This is a genomic window from Clostridium sp. UBA3061 (assembly GCF_002367465.1).
Taxonomy (GTDB): Bacteria; Bacillota; Clostridia; order Clostridiales; family Clostridiaceae; genus Clostridium_J; species Clostridium_J sulfidigenes.
The window spans coordinates 19,467-36,871 of sequence record NZ_DFCF01000025.1 but is presented as its reverse complement, the minus strand read 5'-3'; the positions used below and the strand labels follow the sequence as shown (position 1 = coordinate 36,871).

Annotated in this window: 15 protein-coding genes; all 15 read left to right on the top strand. The window is 30.2% G+C overall.

What is annotated here, in order from left to right:
• The first annotated feature begins 30 nt into the window (after positions 1 to 30).
• Positions 31 to 195, top strand: a complete 165-nt coding sequence (locus B2P65_RS16670) for a hypothetical protein (protein ID WP_346880554.1) — start codon at positions 31 to 33, stop codon at positions 193 to 195.
• A gap of 3 nt (positions 196 to 198) precedes the next feature.
• Positions 199 to 3,519 carry a phage tail tape measure protein gene (locus B2P65_RS16665; RefSeq protein WP_346880553.1) on the top strand — a complete coding sequence of 1,107 codons (3,321 nt, stop codon included), beginning with the start codon at positions 199 to 201 and terminating at the stop codon, positions 3,517 to 3,519.
• Positions 3,520 to 3,662: 143 nt separating this feature from the next.
• A complete protein-coding gene (locus B2P65_RS16660) occupies positions 3,663 to 4,232 on the top strand; it encodes a phage distal tail protein (protein ID WP_346880552.1) in 570 nt (189 codons plus the stop codon).
• Positions 4,233 to 4,405: 173 nt separating this feature from the next.
• Complete coding sequence (locus B2P65_RS16655) at positions 4,406 to 4,651, top strand: hypothetical protein (protein ID WP_346880551.1); 246 nt, start codon at positions 4,406 to 4,408, stop codon at positions 4,649 to 4,651.
• Positions 4,641 to 5,024 carry a hypothetical protein gene (locus B2P65_RS16650; protein WP_346880550.1) on the top strand — a complete coding sequence of 128 codons (384 nt, stop codon included), beginning with the start codon at positions 4,641 to 4,643 and terminating at the stop codon, positions 5,022 to 5,024. The genes B2P65_RS16655 and B2P65_RS16650 overlap by 11 nt, the downstream gene beginning before the upstream one ends.
• A 33-nt stretch (positions 5,025 to 5,057) precedes the next feature.
• On the top strand, positions 5,058 to 10,184 hold the full coding sequence (locus B2P65_RS16645; protein WP_346880549.1) for a phage tail protein: 5,127 nt from the start codon (positions 5,058 to 5,060) through the stop codon (positions 10,182 to 10,184).
• A gap of 63 nt (positions 10,185 to 10,247) precedes the next feature.
• Positions 10,248 to 10,991, top strand: a complete 744-nt coding sequence (locus B2P65_RS16640; RefSeq protein WP_346880548.1) for a DNA adenine methylase — start codon at positions 10,248 to 10,250, stop codon at positions 10,989 to 10,991.
• Between the two features lie 12 nt (positions 10,992 to 11,003).
• Entirely contained in the window at positions 11,004 to 11,237 is a 234-nt protein-coding gene (locus tag B2P65_RS16635) for a hemolysin XhlA family protein (RefSeq protein ID WP_346880547.1), read from the top strand.
• Positions 11,238 to 11,252: 15 nt separating this feature from the next.
• Entirely contained in the window at positions 11,253 to 11,504 is a 252-nt protein-coding gene (locus B2P65_RS16630; protein ID WP_346880546.1) for a phage holin family protein, read from the top strand.
• Positions 11,505 to 11,555: 51 nt separating this feature from the next.
• Positions 11,556 to 12,329, top strand: coding sequence for an N-acetylmuramoyl-L-alanine amidase (locus tag B2P65_RS16625; RefSeq protein ID WP_346880545.1), 774 nt, complete (start codon positions 11,556 to 11,558; stop codon positions 12,327 to 12,329).
• A gap of 169 nt (positions 12,330 to 12,498) precedes the next feature.
• On the top strand, positions 12,499 to 14,916 hold the full coding sequence (locus B2P65_RS16620) for a hypothetical protein (RefSeq protein WP_346880544.1): 2,418 nt from the start codon (positions 12,499 to 12,501) through the stop codon (positions 14,914 to 14,916).
• A 31-nt stretch (positions 14,917 to 14,947) separates the two neighbouring features.
• A complete protein-coding gene (locus tag B2P65_RS16615; protein ID WP_346880543.1) occupies positions 14,948 to 15,088 on the top strand; it encodes a hypothetical protein in 141 nt (46 codons plus the stop codon).
• Positions 15,089 to 16,045: 957 nt separating this feature from the next.
• On the top strand, positions 16,046 to 16,231 hold the full coding sequence (locus B2P65_RS16610) for a type II toxin-antitoxin system HicA family toxin (protein ID WP_346880542.1): 186 nt from the start codon (positions 16,046 to 16,048) through the stop codon (positions 16,229 to 16,231).
• A gap of 75 nt (positions 16,232 to 16,306) precedes the next feature.
• Positions 16,307 to 16,708 (top strand): type II toxin-antitoxin system HicB family antitoxin, encoded by a 402-nt coding sequence (locus B2P65_RS16605; RefSeq protein ID WP_346880541.1) that lies wholly within the window; start codon positions 16,307 to 16,309, stop codon positions 16,706 to 16,708.
• Between the two features lie 295 nt (positions 16,709 to 17,003).
• Positions 17,004 to 17,402, top strand: a complete 399-nt coding sequence (locus B2P65_RS16600; RefSeq protein ID WP_346880540.1) for a hypothetical protein — start codon at positions 17,004 to 17,006, stop codon at positions 17,400 to 17,402.
• Positions 17,403 to 17,405 lie beyond the last annotated feature (3 nt).

Below are 17,405 nucleotides of genomic sequence, written 5' to 3'. Positions count from 1 at the left end.
TTTTGTTTTGATGAAGCATGTGAGTATATTATGTCACATAAGAAAGTTAGATACGACACCAAAGGCAAAGGTGAAGAATATTGGGAGCCAAAACCTAAATGGATAGATGAAGTAAAAGAAAAGAAAACAAATAATACGGATTTAATAAAAGAGATGAAAGCCAATTTAGAAAAACATAAACAAGGGGGTAAATAATTAATGAGTGTAAATATAGGTAGTGCAGTCGGATATTTAACCCTTGATAGAAGCCCTTTTACAGCCGGATTAATGAGTGCTGGAAGGGATTTAGATACTTTTCTTAATAGAACTAAAAGTGGTAATGAGAGAATACGAGCTTTAGGAAGTACAATGACTACTGTGGGTAGTACAGTTACTAAAACAGTTACCGTACCATTATTAGGAGTTGGAGCCGCTGCTACTATGACTGCTGCTAACTTTCAAGAAGGGATGTCCAAAGTACAAGCAATAAGTGGTGCTACTGCTAGTGATATGGAATTACTAAGTTCTAAAGCTAAAGAGATGGGAGCTAAGACTAAATTTAGTGCAAATGAAGCAAGTGAAGCTTTAAGTTATATGGCCATGGCAGGATGGAAAACTACTGATATGTTAGATGGCTTAGAAGGAATAATGGATTTAGCTGCTGCTAGTGGAGAAGATTTAGGATTAGTAAGTGATATAGTTACAGATGCTTTAACTGCATTTGGACTTCAAGCTAAAGATAGTGCACATTTTGCAGATGTATTAGCTATGGCAAGTAATGCATCTAATACAGGTGTAAGCATGTTAGGAGAATCATTCAAGTATTTTGGACCAGTAGCAGGAGCTATGAAATATTCAATTGAAGATACAGCTATAGCTATGGGTATAATGGCCAATAGTGGAGTTAAAGCTAGTCAAGCGGGTACTGCATTAAGAGCGGCTTTAGCATCACTATTAAAACCAAGTGACCCAGTATTTTCAGCTATGGAAAAGTATAATATATCTCTAACCAGAGCAGATGGAAGTACTAAATCTTTGAATGAAGTAATGTTAATGTTGAGAGAAAATTTAGGAGGGTTAGATGAAGCTGAAAAAGCAGCTGCAGCATCCACTTTATTTGGAACAGAAGCTATGTCTGGTATGCTAGCTATAGTAAATGCTAGTGAGGGAGACTATAATAAATTAGCTCAATCTATAAATAATGCTGAAGGAACTACTAAATCTATGGCAGCTACAATGCAAGATAATTTAAAAGGCTCTATAACTAAAATAAAAAGTGCATTAGAAGGAGCTGCAATAAGCGTAGGTGAAAGGTTAATACCTATGATTGATAATCTTGCAGATAAGGTACAAGATGTAGTTGATTGGTTTAATAGCCTTGATGATGCTACAAAAGATAATATAGTAAGACAAGGATTATTTGTTGCAGCAGCAGGTCCGACACTTATGATTTTAGGAAAATTAACTAGTGGGATAGGAAAAGGTGTTTTTACTGTAGGTAAATTAACCAGTGGCATAATTAAAATGAGCACAGCTACAGGAAAAGCAAATCTTATTGCATCATTGACTGCAAAAGGTGGTATTGGACAACTAGCCGCATCCTTCATAGGGTTAAATCCAGTAACAATAGCAGTAGGAGCTGGAATAGTAGCTTTGGGAGCTGGAATGTATATTTCTAAGAAAAATTCAGATTTACTTAACAAGTCAATTTTATACACTACTGATGAAATGAGTGGACTAGAAAGAACTTTAAGTAAATTGAATGGTACCCAAGCCAAAAGTAAAGATGAGTTAATAGAAATGGGACTAATATATAAAGACTTTAATGATAATATTAGTCCGGAATTTCAAGAGCAAGTAAAAAAATCAGCTAAAGAATTGAATGATTTTTCTTTATTTTTAGGTGAAATAAATATAGATAAAGCAATAACAGAAGATGAAAGTGCTGAATTTAATAATAAGGTAGGTTCTATGTGCGATAGAGCAATAGAAACAATAAAATCTAAACAAGAAGAAAGTACAAATGCATTAAAAGAAGTTTTTGCGAGTGATAAAGTACTAGATAGATCAGAAAAAATTGTACTAGCATATTTCGAAAGAACAGCAGAAGTTAGCGTAAAAGAAGTGACAAGTCTAGAAAATGAAATTTATAACATTAAAGCTAAAGCATTAGAAGAAAAGAGAGAATTAAATGAAGCTGAAATAGTAGATATACAAACTAAGCTAGATAGAATAAGCCAATTAGAGTTAGAAGCTTTAGGCTCTAATCAGGAAGAAATTGCTTATGCTAAAAATGAATTTATAGCTAGAGTGAATTCTATAGATTTACAAGGTGCTTCAGACTTAATGAAAGAGAAAGGCAAACTTAGAGATGAAGAAGTAATTCAGATAAGAGCTCACTATGATGCTAAAATTGATCTATTAAAAGCTGATTTAAACGATATGAGTGAGACTGAAAGAAATGCAGCTTTAGAGACTATTACTAATATGGAAACTGAAAGAGATAAAAAAATTGCAATAGAACAGGGCTTGTATGATGAATTTTTAAGAATTATAGGTGAAAAGAATCCAGAAATATTAGAACAAATAAATCGTTACAATGGTGAAATACTAGCAGAAGGAGATAAGAGGTGCAGAGATCAACTTAATGCAGAATTAGCAAAGTATGATGAATTAAATAAAATAACAGAAGATGGGCTTTATAGCGTGTATAATAATACTACAAAAACATTGGATCATATTCAGGTCAAGACTGATGCAACAACAGGAGAAATCATTGCAATGGGAAAAGTTGTAAGTGATGAATATGGAACTCGAGTAACTGAAATTACCGGTTATTCAGATGAATATATAAAAAAGCTACAAGAAGAAAGTTCACAAGCATATTTCACTCGTAATGCAATAAGGGAAGCTTTAGCAGACCAATCTAAAATAACTTATGATTGGAAAAGTAATACTATGAGTTATTGTAGTTCTGTTATAGGTAAATTTCAAGATGTAACTGAAGAGATTGATGGAACTAAGACAGGAATTATAGATTTAAACGGAACTCCTGTAAAAATTATTGTAGATAAAAATGGTGCTATTAAAAATATCAATGATATTCAGAACACTATTAATAATGTACAGGGAAAGACTGTTTATCTTACTGTTAAAGAACAGAGATGGAATGCTAGTGCAAGTAGTGGTATTGATTATGCAACAGGTACTACAAATGCTTTAAGTGGTTATAAGTGGGTAGGAGAACATGGACCGGAGCTTGTTAGATTAGAAGGTGGAGAAAGAATATACAATACTGTGGAAAGTCAAAGAATTGCAAACTCTATGAATGATGCTCCTGAAAATAAAAATAGTTATATAAATATAGCCATAGATAAAATGAATAGAATAAGTGAAAAACTAAATGATCTATTAAGTACAGAATCGACAATAGAAATGAGAAATTCTATAGAACTTGATGGTAAGGAAGTCGGTGCTGCTATAACACCAATAGTAAGTAATAAGTTCGCAATAGCGAGTATGAAGGGGAGGAAAAGATAATTAGAATAAATGATAAAACTATATATGAATTTGGTGGGGAGTTACTTGGAAAGAAGGTAACTCCTTCATCTTTTTATAAAGAAATATCACATGATACACCTTCTTATAAACCGATACTGTTAACTGCGCAGTTCTTAAGTGGCATGATAGAAGTAGATGTTATAGTGAAAGGTACAACGGAAGAAGAAACAAATATATTATGTAGTAACCTAGTTAAAGAAATAAGTGATAGTTATATAAGATTTATAGGTGAGAATATGGTATATAAGTGTCTTTTAGATAAGTTTGCAGGAAGCGAAGTACTCTTTGATATTTTAGAACAAAAATATTCAATGGGTATTTATATTGTATTAACATATACAGAATCTTATATGGATCAGATTACCGAAACCATGAACCGAATAACCACTAAAACAATAAATGTACCAGGCAACGAAGAAACTCCAGCTATAGTAGAAATAACACCTTCCGTAACTATAGCAGATATAGTAATCAATGGATTAAGTGATGAACCTATGACTATTAGAATCTTAACAGGTGGTAAAAAAGTAATTATAGATGGTGAAGAAGGTACCGTAACAGTGGATGGAATTAATAAGTTTAATGACACTGATATGTGGGAGTTCCCAAGACTTAAACCAGGAGCAAATACTATTACAGTTAGTAGAAACAATGTAGATATAAATATTAAATATAAACCAAGATTTATTTAAGAAAGGATGATTTAAATGAAAGAAATAATTATAAATGAAAGTGGAATAGAGGTAAGGGATGGAGAATTAAAAGTTAAAGCGTCTGAAATAGCAAGTGTTAAATTTATATTCTAACAAAAGAGCTTACATATGTAGGCTTTTTTTAATACTTAAAAATGAAAGGATGATTTTTTATGTTAAAAACAAATAAAAGTATTACATTAACAGGATATAGCATTATAGAAAATAAACAAGTAGTATACATGAATGCTACAATTTCCACAGATGGAGGAAATGTTGGGAGTGTAACAAGGAGCATACAAAACCAAGAATTGTATAATGCTAATAAAGTTGAAGTAAGAGCTGATATGGATGCATTTGACAAGAAACTCTATGCAATAGAAGATGAATTGGTAGGAGGTACTGTAAATGAAGCTTAGTAATGAAAGAATAGTAAATGATGCAAATGTACTAGGTGCAATATCACAGAAGAATTTACCTATAAAAGTTTCTTATGCTATAGCTAAGAATATAGCAAAGATTGAAGCTGAAATTAAAGTCTACAATAAAGAAAGACAAAAGCTTATAGAAAAGTATTCTGTGAAAGATGAAGAGGGTAAACCATTAATAGAAGATAATAGCATTAAAATTGCACCAGAACATGTTGAAGATTGGAATAGAGATATTAAGGAACTATTAGCAATAGAGAATGAAGTAGATATTCATAAGTTTCATATAGATGAGCTTATAAACTCTAAGTGTGATATGAGTCCAGCAGAGCTAATGCTAATAGATTATATGATAGAGGAATAAAAGTACCTCTATTAGATGGGAGGTGCTTAAATATTGTTACAATTATATGACTTAAACAAGATAAAAATAAAAGGCTTAACGCTATATAAAGACATGAATATAGAAAGTGTATTGTCCAGTGGAGATAAGACACTTTCTTTTTTATATCCTTCCAGGCTATCTAAGGACATTAAAGAAGAATGTTATATAAGAACTAAAAAGGATGAGTTTGTAGTAAAAGAAATATCTACAAATGGGGAATGGAACTCTATAAAGGCAACTCTTAATGTAGAGAATTTAGAAGGTCAGGCATGGGAGCACTTTGATACTACAGAGAAAACTATTAGTGAATGTTTAACTCTTGCAGTAGCTGGAACTGGATGGACGGTACAAGTTAATGGAGTAACTAAGAGAAGGACTATAAGAAAAACTAACTGTAGTACCTGGGATATTATCCAACAATCTAAAAAAACGTATCTTGTAGAAATAGAATTTGATACTATAAACAAAGTTGTAAAAGTTGCTGAAAAACTTGGTAGTGACAAGGGAGTCTATTTTATGGACTCTCTTAATCTTAGAAAACTAGATGTACAATCTAACTCCTATGACTTTTTTACAAGGATTATAGCTATAGGAAAAGATGACCTTAAGACTACAATAGAAAACTTTCAATATTCCAGTAAGAAGAAAACTTTTATATGGAAGGATGAAAGATATACAGATGAAAATTCACTTAGAGAAGATGCGATTGCAAAGTTAGAAGAGTTAAGTAAACCTTATAAAAGTTATGGAGCTGATATAGTAGATCTCGCAAGCATTAATGATAAGTATAGCATTTTATCATATGGTCTTGGAGACATAATTACTCTTATATCTAAAGAAGAAGGTATTAAAGAAAAGCAAAGAATAGTTAAAATGGTAGAATATCCGGATGAACCTGATAAAAATACATGTGAGATAGCAAACACTATATTGACATTTGAGGATATGCAAAAGGAATATGAAGATACTTCTAAAACTGTAAACAATATTACTAGCAGTAACGGAACTATATCTGAAGGAGCTATAAAGGGTACAGTAGAAAAAATTACAATTAATAAGGCGGACATACAGAACCTTAATGCAGTTGAAATTAGAGTTGGTGATCTTGAGGCTACAAGTGCTACAATAACACAACTAGATGCAGCTAATGCTAATATAGTAAAGTTACAGGCTGATAAAGCAGATATAACAGAACTTAATGCTGGTGTAGGAAGAATAGAGATATTAGAAAGTAGCGTAGGAGATATACAAACTCTTGTTAATGGTAATCTTACATCTAACAATATCCAATCTTTAATCCTAACTAGTGATAAAGTAACTGTAGTAAATGGTTTTATTAAAAACGCCATGATTGAGAACCTAGATGTATCTAAAATAAATGCTGGAGACATATCTGTAAATAAGTTCCGAATAAAATCTGATAGTGGAAATCTTCTAATATTTGATAACACTATACAAATTAAGGATGGTACAAGGGTTAGGGTTCAGATAGGAAAAGATGCTAGTTCTGACTACAACATGTATGTATGGGATAGTTCCGGAAAGCTAATGTTTGATGCCACAGGATTAAAAGCAGATGGTATAAAACAAAAGATAATCAGAGATGATATGGTATCTGATAATGCAAATATCCAGGGGAATAAGCTTAATATATCTAGTGTAGTAACAAGTATTAATAATGGAGCTACAACTATTAATAGTAGCAAAGTACTCCTAGATGGTACTGCACAGACTCTTGATGTAGCATTTAATACTCTTACAACTAAAGTGGATAGTGCTCCTCCTACTATAATTACAGACAACTCTGTGACTAAGTTAGATGGTGCTATAGATGGAATGTTGAAGATTAATAGTATTAAGGGAAATACTTTACAGAATGTTTTACCTAAAGTAATATTCCTGGACGCTATTAAAACCTATAGTACAACAAGTACTGTTAATGTTGCATTAATAAGTGAAGCACCTGAAGTGTTTAATATTAAACCAAATACAGAGTATACTTTAATTTTTAAAGCTAATTATACAAACCTTACATTAAGTTATTTTTACTTAGCCATGAATTATACAAATACTTCTGATGTTAATAAAGGTGTTCATTATCAAGCTTTAACTTCTACGGATAGTGGCAAAATATTTAAAATTAAATATACTACCACTTCTGATATAAAGAAGATAGTTAGTGTGTTTTTTGGTGGTAAAGAAGGTTCTGTTGATATACAAACTGGTGGTTACTACATGATGTTGGAAGGAGATTGGACTAACAAAGAAATACCTTACTTTGAAGGTATAAGAAGTGTCTCAGAAAATGGAGAGGCTTCGGAAATTGTAAGTAAAGGCGAGAACTTATTAGATATAAATAAAATAAAAGATTCTGGTAAGACAAGATCAGATGTTGTAGGTGACACTGTAACAGTATCTTCATTTGAAGCATATGCGTGGCTAAGAAGCTCTGTAGAGTGCAAAGTAAAGCCTAATACAGATTATTATTGTGATTTTGAAATTTCAGATACAACTAACGGGTTTGTAAATATAAATACACCTTTAGGATTTTTAAAAGATTTAGGTATAAAAGGTGGGACTTTTAACTCCGGAAATAACTCTAAGATAATCATAGGTCTTTATGCAACTACAACTACTGCTAAAATTAATAATGTTACTTACTCTAATTTAAGATTAACCGAAGGAAATACGTCTAAACCTTATGAACCTTATAAGGAGCACAGACAACTTATAACATTAACTAACCCATTAAGGGGTTTACCTAATGGGGTGAGAGATACTGCTAAAGAAAATGAGGTTACTAGGAATGTAGGTAAAGGGAATTTAGTCAACGTAGACTCATGGAATTGGGAAAGATACAACGCTAGTACAAACCTAGACGAGTTCTATACAAGATACTTTTCTGTACCCATAGGCTCCCCTAATGTTTTAGCTACAATATGTGATACCTTACCAGCCCTTACAGATTATTATACAGGTCCAGCATTATTAGAAGGCGTATCCACATCTAACGCATATGCAGTTACAAGAATTTCATTATCAAGGAATAAAACAGGGATAACCGACACTGATGACAGAATACAAAAAGCAGTTAAATTAAAAGCGTGGCTACAAGCTAACCCAGTTACAATATATTATCAACTTGCAACACCAGTGAAAGAACCTATTAGTGTGGAGCAGTATATGAAGCAATTCAAAGATGGATATTTCTTAACTGAGGGTAGTCTAATTAATCCAATCATAGATTTAACTTACTCTACAAGTCTTGCAAGTGCATTGTCTACAATGAAGGAAGTTACAGAAAGTAATACAACAGCTCTAAACATTCAACAAGGTAAAATAAGTGCATTAATAAGTAACACTACAATAGTTAAAGATGGACAGAACATACAACTTAAAGATGCATATAACTCCACTGTAGCAACAGTAAACGCTATAAGTAGTGTAATTAGTAGCCATACAAGTAATATAGATGCCCTAACAGGTCAAATAACTAGTGTAGAAACAAAGACTAATGAAGTAAGAAGGGACTTAGATGGCATAGTAGACACTGTATCTAAGACAAAAGTTACTGCAGAGAGTGCATTATCTACGGCTACAGAAGCAAAGCAAACTGCAGATGGATTTACACAAAGAGTATCTAATATAGAAACTAACTATGCTACTACTTCAGCTATGAATTCTGCTATAAGTCAAAAAGCTGATAGTATAAAATTAGAAGTAAGTAAGGATTTTGTATCTAAAAATGATGCTACGTTGACTTATGCTACTAAAGCAAGTATGGAGCTCACAGCAAATCAATTGAAACTAGATTTTTTCTCTATAGATATAATAAATCTTTTAAGCAATTCAAGTTTTTCGAATAGAGAAACTACAGGCTGGAATATGAGTGGTATCGGATTATATACTGGTAATGCTAATTTCTTTATGCCCACAGATGGGTGGAGAGCTTTCAGCTTAACTAGCGACAGGGGACTCTTATATCAAAAAGGTATGATAGGCGAAAGATTACCTAAAAGAAATTCACAGTATACTTTTTCTCTTAGCAGCATAACAGAAAGTAATGTAGAAACATTTAGGCTATATATAGATTATAAGTTAGGAGCCAGCTATGTAGCTAATCAAGTCATCAATCTTAAAACTGGCTATAATATTAACCGATATTCTGTAACCTTTACGACAAAAGATATTAATTATGATACCTTCTTATTATATATAGAAGTAAAACCTAAAGCTGGTACTACTGGATATAGAGTGTTTAGTATTGGACTACCTTGTCTATCTAAGGGGGAGAATGGTTCTTATACAGCAAGGCAAAATGAAGTTATTAGTGGTTCTACAGAAATTGATGCCAATGGAGTAACTATTTACAATGGGGCAATAGATGTTAGGAATAGAGCAGGTAATTCTGTTTTAAAAGGTGATGCAAATGGAAACTTAATGGTCAGAGGTAATCTTTATGCAGATCCAGCAAACCCAATTTTACACTTGTTTGGCGGATGCTCCATTGATGCGACATATAACAATGAACAAGGTGTAGGAAGTGCAGTAAGGCTTAAATGGGATGAAAATAGCTATATTCGTATTGATATAGGTTCTACAGATATATACCAAAATGGTATTGCTAGGTTTAGATTTCATCCTAATTACTTGGATTGTAAACCACCAACTATTTACTTTGCAGACCAATGTAAAATAGATGCTAGTTCTGGTACATTTAGATTTTATATATCAAAGTCGGTTGATACAGGAATAAGAATATCTCCGGATGGTACTATTAGTTTTATGATTGCCGGAACACCTAGACATGTATTTAACACAAATGGAACGAAGGCTGGAGGAACTATAGTTGTAGATGGTGCTACACTTGGAATGTCTCCAATAGATAGTCCAAAGGTATTATTAGAAGATGTATTATTTGATATAGATATACAAGAAGAAGGAACTACAGTATCCTTAGACAGCACATTTCTTAAGACTATATCTACTTATGCAGTATTCTCTAGTAATCCAGGGGTAATTATAGTTTCTAAGGATAGAACTAGCTTTACAGTAAGAGGATATAATGGAAAAGTTGATTTTAGAGTAATAGGATATCGTATTGGGTATGAAGAACAATATTATCAAGTAGTTGGTTAAGAGATTAGAGAAATCTAGTCTCTTTTTTATATACAAAAGACTTAAATGAAAGGACGGATGCGTATGTTAAAACCACCTATTTCTCGCATGGGAGGTAAAAGTAAACTAAGGAAAACCATAATAGAAATGTTACCAGAACATACCTGCTATGTTGAGCTTTTCTTTGGAGCAGGATGGGTTTATTTTGGAAAGGAGCCAAGTAAAGTCGAGGTTATAAAAGAATTAATCAACCTATTTAAAACTATAAAATATCATGCTCCAGAAGTTGAAAGGTTATTGCAATATGAGTTTTCAGGACGAGATATTTTTCAAGAATATAAAAATATCCCTATTGAGTATTTAACTGAGACTTATAGAGCTGTTAGATTTCTATATCTATTGAGCCAAAGTTTTGCAAGTAGAGGTAACCATTATGGCTATGGCACTAATACTAAACCTAGTCCTCAAATTTTTTACAAAGGTGTATTGGAAGACATAAAAAATAGACTCAGAAACACTTATGTAGAAAATCTTAACTTTGAGAAGATAATAGATAAGTATGATAGGGATTACACAGTATTTTTTTGTGATCCTCCTTACTTTGAAACAACCGGATATGGAAATACATTTGGAGAAAAAGAACATTTACTTCTTAGAGATAAATTAAATGGTATTAAAGGAAACTTTATCTTAACAATAAATGATCATGAAGAGGTTAGAGAATGGTATAAGGGTTTTAACATAAAGGAGGTGCAAGTAAATTATTCTGTAGGCAGAGAAAAAGCATCTAGGGGCAAATATAACGAGTTAATAATAACTAATTATTAAGGAAGGTGTAATATGAATGATGATTTAATTAAACATCAAATTGAAGTGCATGACGTTAGATTAAATGACCATAGTAAGCGTATTGATGAACTTGAAAAAGGAAGAGCTGCTACAGATGTTAAGATGGATAACCTCTGTGAAAAGCTTGAAGCACAAACAAAGAGTATAAATTGGTTAATAGGACTTATGGCAACTAGTTTGTTAGGGTTCTTTTTTTATGCAATTCAAAGAAATATTTTTAAATAAGAAGGAGAGATAATTATGGATTTTATTAATTACATTACAGAAAATGCTTTAATACTTATACCAGTACTTCTAATAATCGGAGCTATTTTAAAGAACACTGAGGGAATAAAAGATAAGTATATTCCAGTAATTTTACTACCTATAGGTATTGCATTAAGTGTATGGGTTATGGGTGGATTTAGTGCAGATAGTGTTATCCAAGGTATATTGGTAGTCGGAGCTGCAGTATATGGTAATCAATTAATTAAACAAATATCAAAAGAATAGTTTACAGAGTGGGAGCAATCTCACTCTTTTATATTTAAGGAGGAATGTTTTATGAAAATAGGATTAAGATATGGACACTCTATTAATTGTAGAGGTGCTAGAGGAAAAATCGACGAAGTAGATAGTTGTAGGATTCTTTATGGCAAGATTAAAGCTTTACTAGAAGTACAAGGCCATACAGTTATAGATTGTAATAGCAATGCTAACAATGTAAATTCAGAATTAAGTGAAGGTACTAATAAAGCAAATAATACGAAAGTAGATATATACATTACCATACACATGAACTCATTTAATGGTAAAGCAAAAGGTGTTGAGTGTTGGGTATATGATACTAATAGTAAAACTGCAATAACTATAGGAAATAAAATATGTGCTAATATATCGAAACTAGGCACTCTAAATAGAGGGGTTAAATACAGTACAGGTTATCATGATTTAAATGCCAGTAGTATGGAATCTATAATAGTAGAAAGTTTATTCTGTGATAGTAGTCAAGATGCCGAATTATTTAAAAATAAAACTGATGAATTAGCAAGAGCTATTGCCAATGGAATTGATAATAGAGTGAGTTTAAATATATCTAAGCCACAAAAGCCAATTATTAAGGAGGAATATGATATGAAAAAGATAGTAACTTATTTAGGAGATGCAGATCTATTTGCTGCAGTAATGGTGGCTCAAAAATTATCTTGCCCATTAATGCGAGTTAATGATTTTAAAGCTAGTGGGTTAAAGGCAGAACAAGTAATTCAGATAGGTGGTAATGTGAATGATACTAACAGATTTACAACAATGAAAAATGCAGCTAATAAGTATTTATAGGAGATTTAGAGGGTAGTGACTTCGGTTGCTGCCCTTATTTTTTATGCCTATTTTGTTAAAAATATGGACAAGTTGTAAATATATGATAAGATGAAATAGAGGATAATTTAATACTCATCATGTAGTAATTAATATTGAAATGTAAATTTTATATTTTTAGAGGTGTAATATGGATTTTGATAGAAATATTGAGCATTTAGTTAATGCTATTGAAAGAGCTAGAGAAGAAAATATAAAAGTAAATTTGCTGGTTGGTGCAGGATGCTCAGTTAGTGCGGGAATACCACTCGCTGATGAAATAGTAAATGACTTAGAAGAAAGATATGAGGATGAAATTAAATGCATTGAGATAAAAAACTATGGAGATTGTATGAGTAAACTTACACCGGTAGAAAGACGTAGGTTAATAAATAGTTATGTAAGTAACGCTAAAATAAATTGGGCTCATATAGGAATTGCAAATTTAGTGAAAAAGGGATATATAGACAGGGTATTAACTACAAATTTTGATAATATTATTCCTAAAGCATGTTCTTTAGTAGGAGAGTACCCTGGAATTTATGATTTAGCAATGTGCAAAGAATTTAGGTCAGATTTAATAAGTGAAAAGGCCATATTATATTTACATGGACAACATACCGGTTTTGTATTGTGTAATACAAAATCCGAAATAAAAGCTCAAAAGAGGAGATTAAGACCAATATTAAAAAACTTCAAAGAAAAGAGCATGTGGATAATTATTGGATATAGTTGTCAGAATGATGCTGTATGGGAAATATTAAGAGAAGAGAAGAGCTTTGACAATAGATTGTATTTAGTAGGATATAATGAAAATGATCCAAATGAAAATATGAAAAAAATATTAGGTGAAGATAAGTATTCGTTTTATATTAGAGGATATGATGCGGATAGTTTTTTTATAGCACTTATGAAAAAATTAGATGAATTTCCACCTAAAATAATAGAGAAACCGTTTTCTTATTTAGAGGAAACATTAAATGAAATTACACCATATAGTGATAATGAGTCATATTTTAAAGATGATGTGCATATAATAACAAAAGATATATTAAATGATGCTATAAGAGAATTTGAAGAGGATAAAGTAAAAATGGCTAAGTTTTATTATCAAATAAATATGCATAATAAGTTTACAGAAAAAATAAAAGAAATTGAAAATGACAACTCAAATAAGGAACTAATCAAAAAATTAAGTAAGGCTATTAAGGAAGTGGATTCTCAATTTATTGATAAAATAGAAAAGTTTTTAAATGATGGTTATTGTATAGATGATGATAATATATTAGAAAAGTTAGAAGAGGCAGATATAGTTATAAGTTTAAATGCAGATAACAGCAAGTGCTATGAATTGAGAAAGAAAATAGACTCCATGTATGATTGCATTGATGAGAAAAGATTTGATTCAAATAATATAATAAATAGATGCGATTTATTGATATATTTATACGAATATAATAAAACAGAAAAGGTTTTTTTAGAGAAGGCAGAAAAAATTTGTATTAAAAATAATGAAATATTTAGAAACAAATATGCTTATGAAGTGCAGTTATGTCAAATTTACATTAGTTTTATAGATTGGTTTACTATAAATAAAGAAACTGAAAAACAGAAAATTTATATAGATAAGGTATTAGTTATACTAGATTCAATAGAGAAGTTAGCGTATGATAATGAAAACATGATTGTAAATTTAGCAACATTATATATAAAGCTTATCAATTATGTTAATGAAAAGGACAAGGAAAATTATTTTAATAAAATTAATCTTTTATTTGAAAGTGCATATAAAATTAATAACAATCCTAATACTATATCTGTATGGGGACGGAGATTAAATGATATAAGATTTGATGAATCATCAGAATTGGAGAATAAGCGAATACTAATTTCATTTGAAAAGCTAAAAAGCTCAATAGAAACTCAAAATGATAATACTGATTATAATTTTATTATTTGGGTTGAAGTAATTATGCAAATTATATCTTTCAAAAGTACAGATGATTATTTAAAGTATATAGATATGTTTTTAGATACTACAATTTCGAATCTAAATAAAATTAAAGTTGTTAGTTGTGAAGATATATTTAATACAATTGCATATAGGTTAATTAAAATTAATGAATTTAGAATGTCCAGAAAAATATTGGATGAGGGATTAAATATAAATGGATTAGATCCATATTTAATTGCGACATTAGGATATTGGTACTATACTAATAAGGATATAGATGAATACGAAGCTGAAGAAAAGGGTAAGTATAATTATGAAAAAGCTATAGACTTAGTAGAAGATGATAATGTAAGAGAAGCTTTTAGACTAAAATATAGGTTTGAGTATGGAAAGTTTATGATAACTAGAGAAAAAGATGTAGAAGAAGGTAAAAAAATTGTAATGGATATATTTAATGAAAAAGAGACTGAATTGAATAAGCAAGTGCTTTGGGAAGTTGAGTCTTTTATAATAGATAAAGGTTATATAAAAGAAATAGAGGAATGTAATAATATACATATAAAAGAAATAGTGGATAATACAAGAGAAGAATTAGTTGCTAGTGAAAAAATATAAGTATATAATATATGTAAGGGGGAATGATGTTATGGATAAACAATTTATGAATAATAATGTTAAACCTAATATAACTAGAAGTTTAAAAAATTTATTGCTAGAAAATGACAAGCTAATAAAGGTACAAAGGGTTAAGAAAAATGAACGTATAGCATCTAATAGATCTGTATAATAAGCAGTAATATAAAAAATCTATTTTAGTATTATATTAAACAAAGGCTAGTAAGGAGAAAATCCTTATTTAGCCTTATTTTTTTATGAAATTATAAATAGAAAGTGTAATTAATAGTAAAATAAATATATCAAATAAGTTGGCAGAACACTAGTAAAATCAGTGCTTGACGTGCCTTGAAGAGTGTGGTACTATATGCATGTAAAATGACATTAAGTTATTTATAAAATTTAATATAGAGGAGGTCTAATTATGATATCAGAAAGAACTCTTTATGTGCTAGCGATAGCATTGGCCCTTATGGCGCTTGCTATAGTTAAATTGGTATAAACACTATAGTAAAACTTCAATGGCAAGCATTAAAAAAGAGATTTTCAATTTATATTCATTATGTGGTGGAAAGATAATCCATGCTCCACCCATAAAGGATATAAGATATCATAACAAATAAGCTACAGAATCAATAGTAAATATATTAAATGATATCTGTAGTTGACCTCCTTTAAATACAGAGAAAGTAGTTGATTTCTTACAATTAAGAGTCTCAACTACTTTCTTTTTATTTACACTATGATTAATTAAATAACTTATAAGGATATATAATGATTGATATTTCAAGGGATTTAAGGAGTATTAGAATCAGTGTAAAATATATTAAAGATAGTATCTGTAGTTATATCTTTTGTTTAATATCATCAAAAGCCGTGATAATTCTAAAATTATAATCATGATATTAGACAAAATATCAAGTATTCAGAATTTAAATAGATTTAATTAATAGAAAGTAAAAATATTAAAACTTAAATAAGCAAAGATGAGAATGAAGATCTTCATTGGTCTTATTTTGAACATATTTTGTTGAAAACTTTTAAATTACTAGGCAAAGTAATTTTAAAAATACTATTGAATACGTATTATACGTATGATATAATATAAATATAGGGAGGGGGTAAGATATTGAATGCGAAACAGTTATTAAAAATAGCTAAAGAAAATGGTTGGCAAATCAAAAGTCAACAAGGGTCACACATTAAACTAATACATAAGGAATTAAATAAAACACTAATAATTCCTTATCATGGTACAAAAGATATACCAATAGGTACATTAAATGAAATTCTCAAGAGGTTAGGGCTTAAATAGCCCTAGCTAATGAGATTAATATATAGATTGTAATTTTAATAAATAAATATATTAAATGTAAGGAGGAGATGGATCATGTATAATGAAACTTTTATATATCCGGCGATAATTAAAAAAATAGGAGATAAGGACTATAATATAAGATTTAAAGACTTTGAGAATATAATAACTTATGGTGAAAGTATAGATGAAGCTTATGATATGGCTGAGGATGCATTAAAACTAGAGATATTTGATTTATATAGTGATAAGTTAGAAATACCTATTGCTACAGATATAACAGATATAGAAGTTAAAAGTGATGAAACTTTAATATTAGTCAAAGTGAATCTGAAAAATATATTAAAACAATATGATAATAAAGCAATAAAGAAGACATTGACCATACCATCATGGCTTAATAAGTTAGCAGAGGAGAAGAAAGTAAACTTCTCGCAAGTACTCCAGGATGCATTGAAAAAGATACTAGATATTTAACCAAATAAAATATCAAATTAAAAGGTAGAAAGCAATTGCAATATTACTTTCTACCTTATTTTTCTTTTGTATAAGCACATAGTTGAGAGTGAACTCAAATAAATTATAGACACTTAGCATTAATTATATACATTAAATGTAAAATAATCAACAATTAGTTATATAAAATCAATGATAATATTGGAAAGTTAGGTTCAAAAATAATCCTTTCATGTATATATAAGGAAAAATAAGTGCATTTATGTGATAATATAGTAGAACGTAATTTTAAAAATATAAAAAGGGGGATTAATCAATGATTAATTTTAAGAAAAAATCCAAAAAAATAACTGCAATAACATTATTAACTTTAATTGCATTAGGAAGTTTTACTACAGCATTTGGTTACAGTAGTAACTTTTCTGCATCATATCAGGTATATAATAATGGACGAGGATGTGTGGATGGTTCTAAAAATGGTATTTTTTACAACCTAGCGAATAAAAGAACAACTTTATACGTTGATTCGAAATCAGGCTCTGGGACAGTAAATGCAGATCTTACAAGGGGGCTTGTTATACAGAAGTCTATTTCTTTTAGTGGTAGTCAATCTGCTTTCGCAATGGGAACAGTTCCAGCAGGGAAATATCATTTATTTATATCTGGAGGAACTCCAAATACTTATATAACTGTGAAAGGTAGAATTACTCAATAGAGT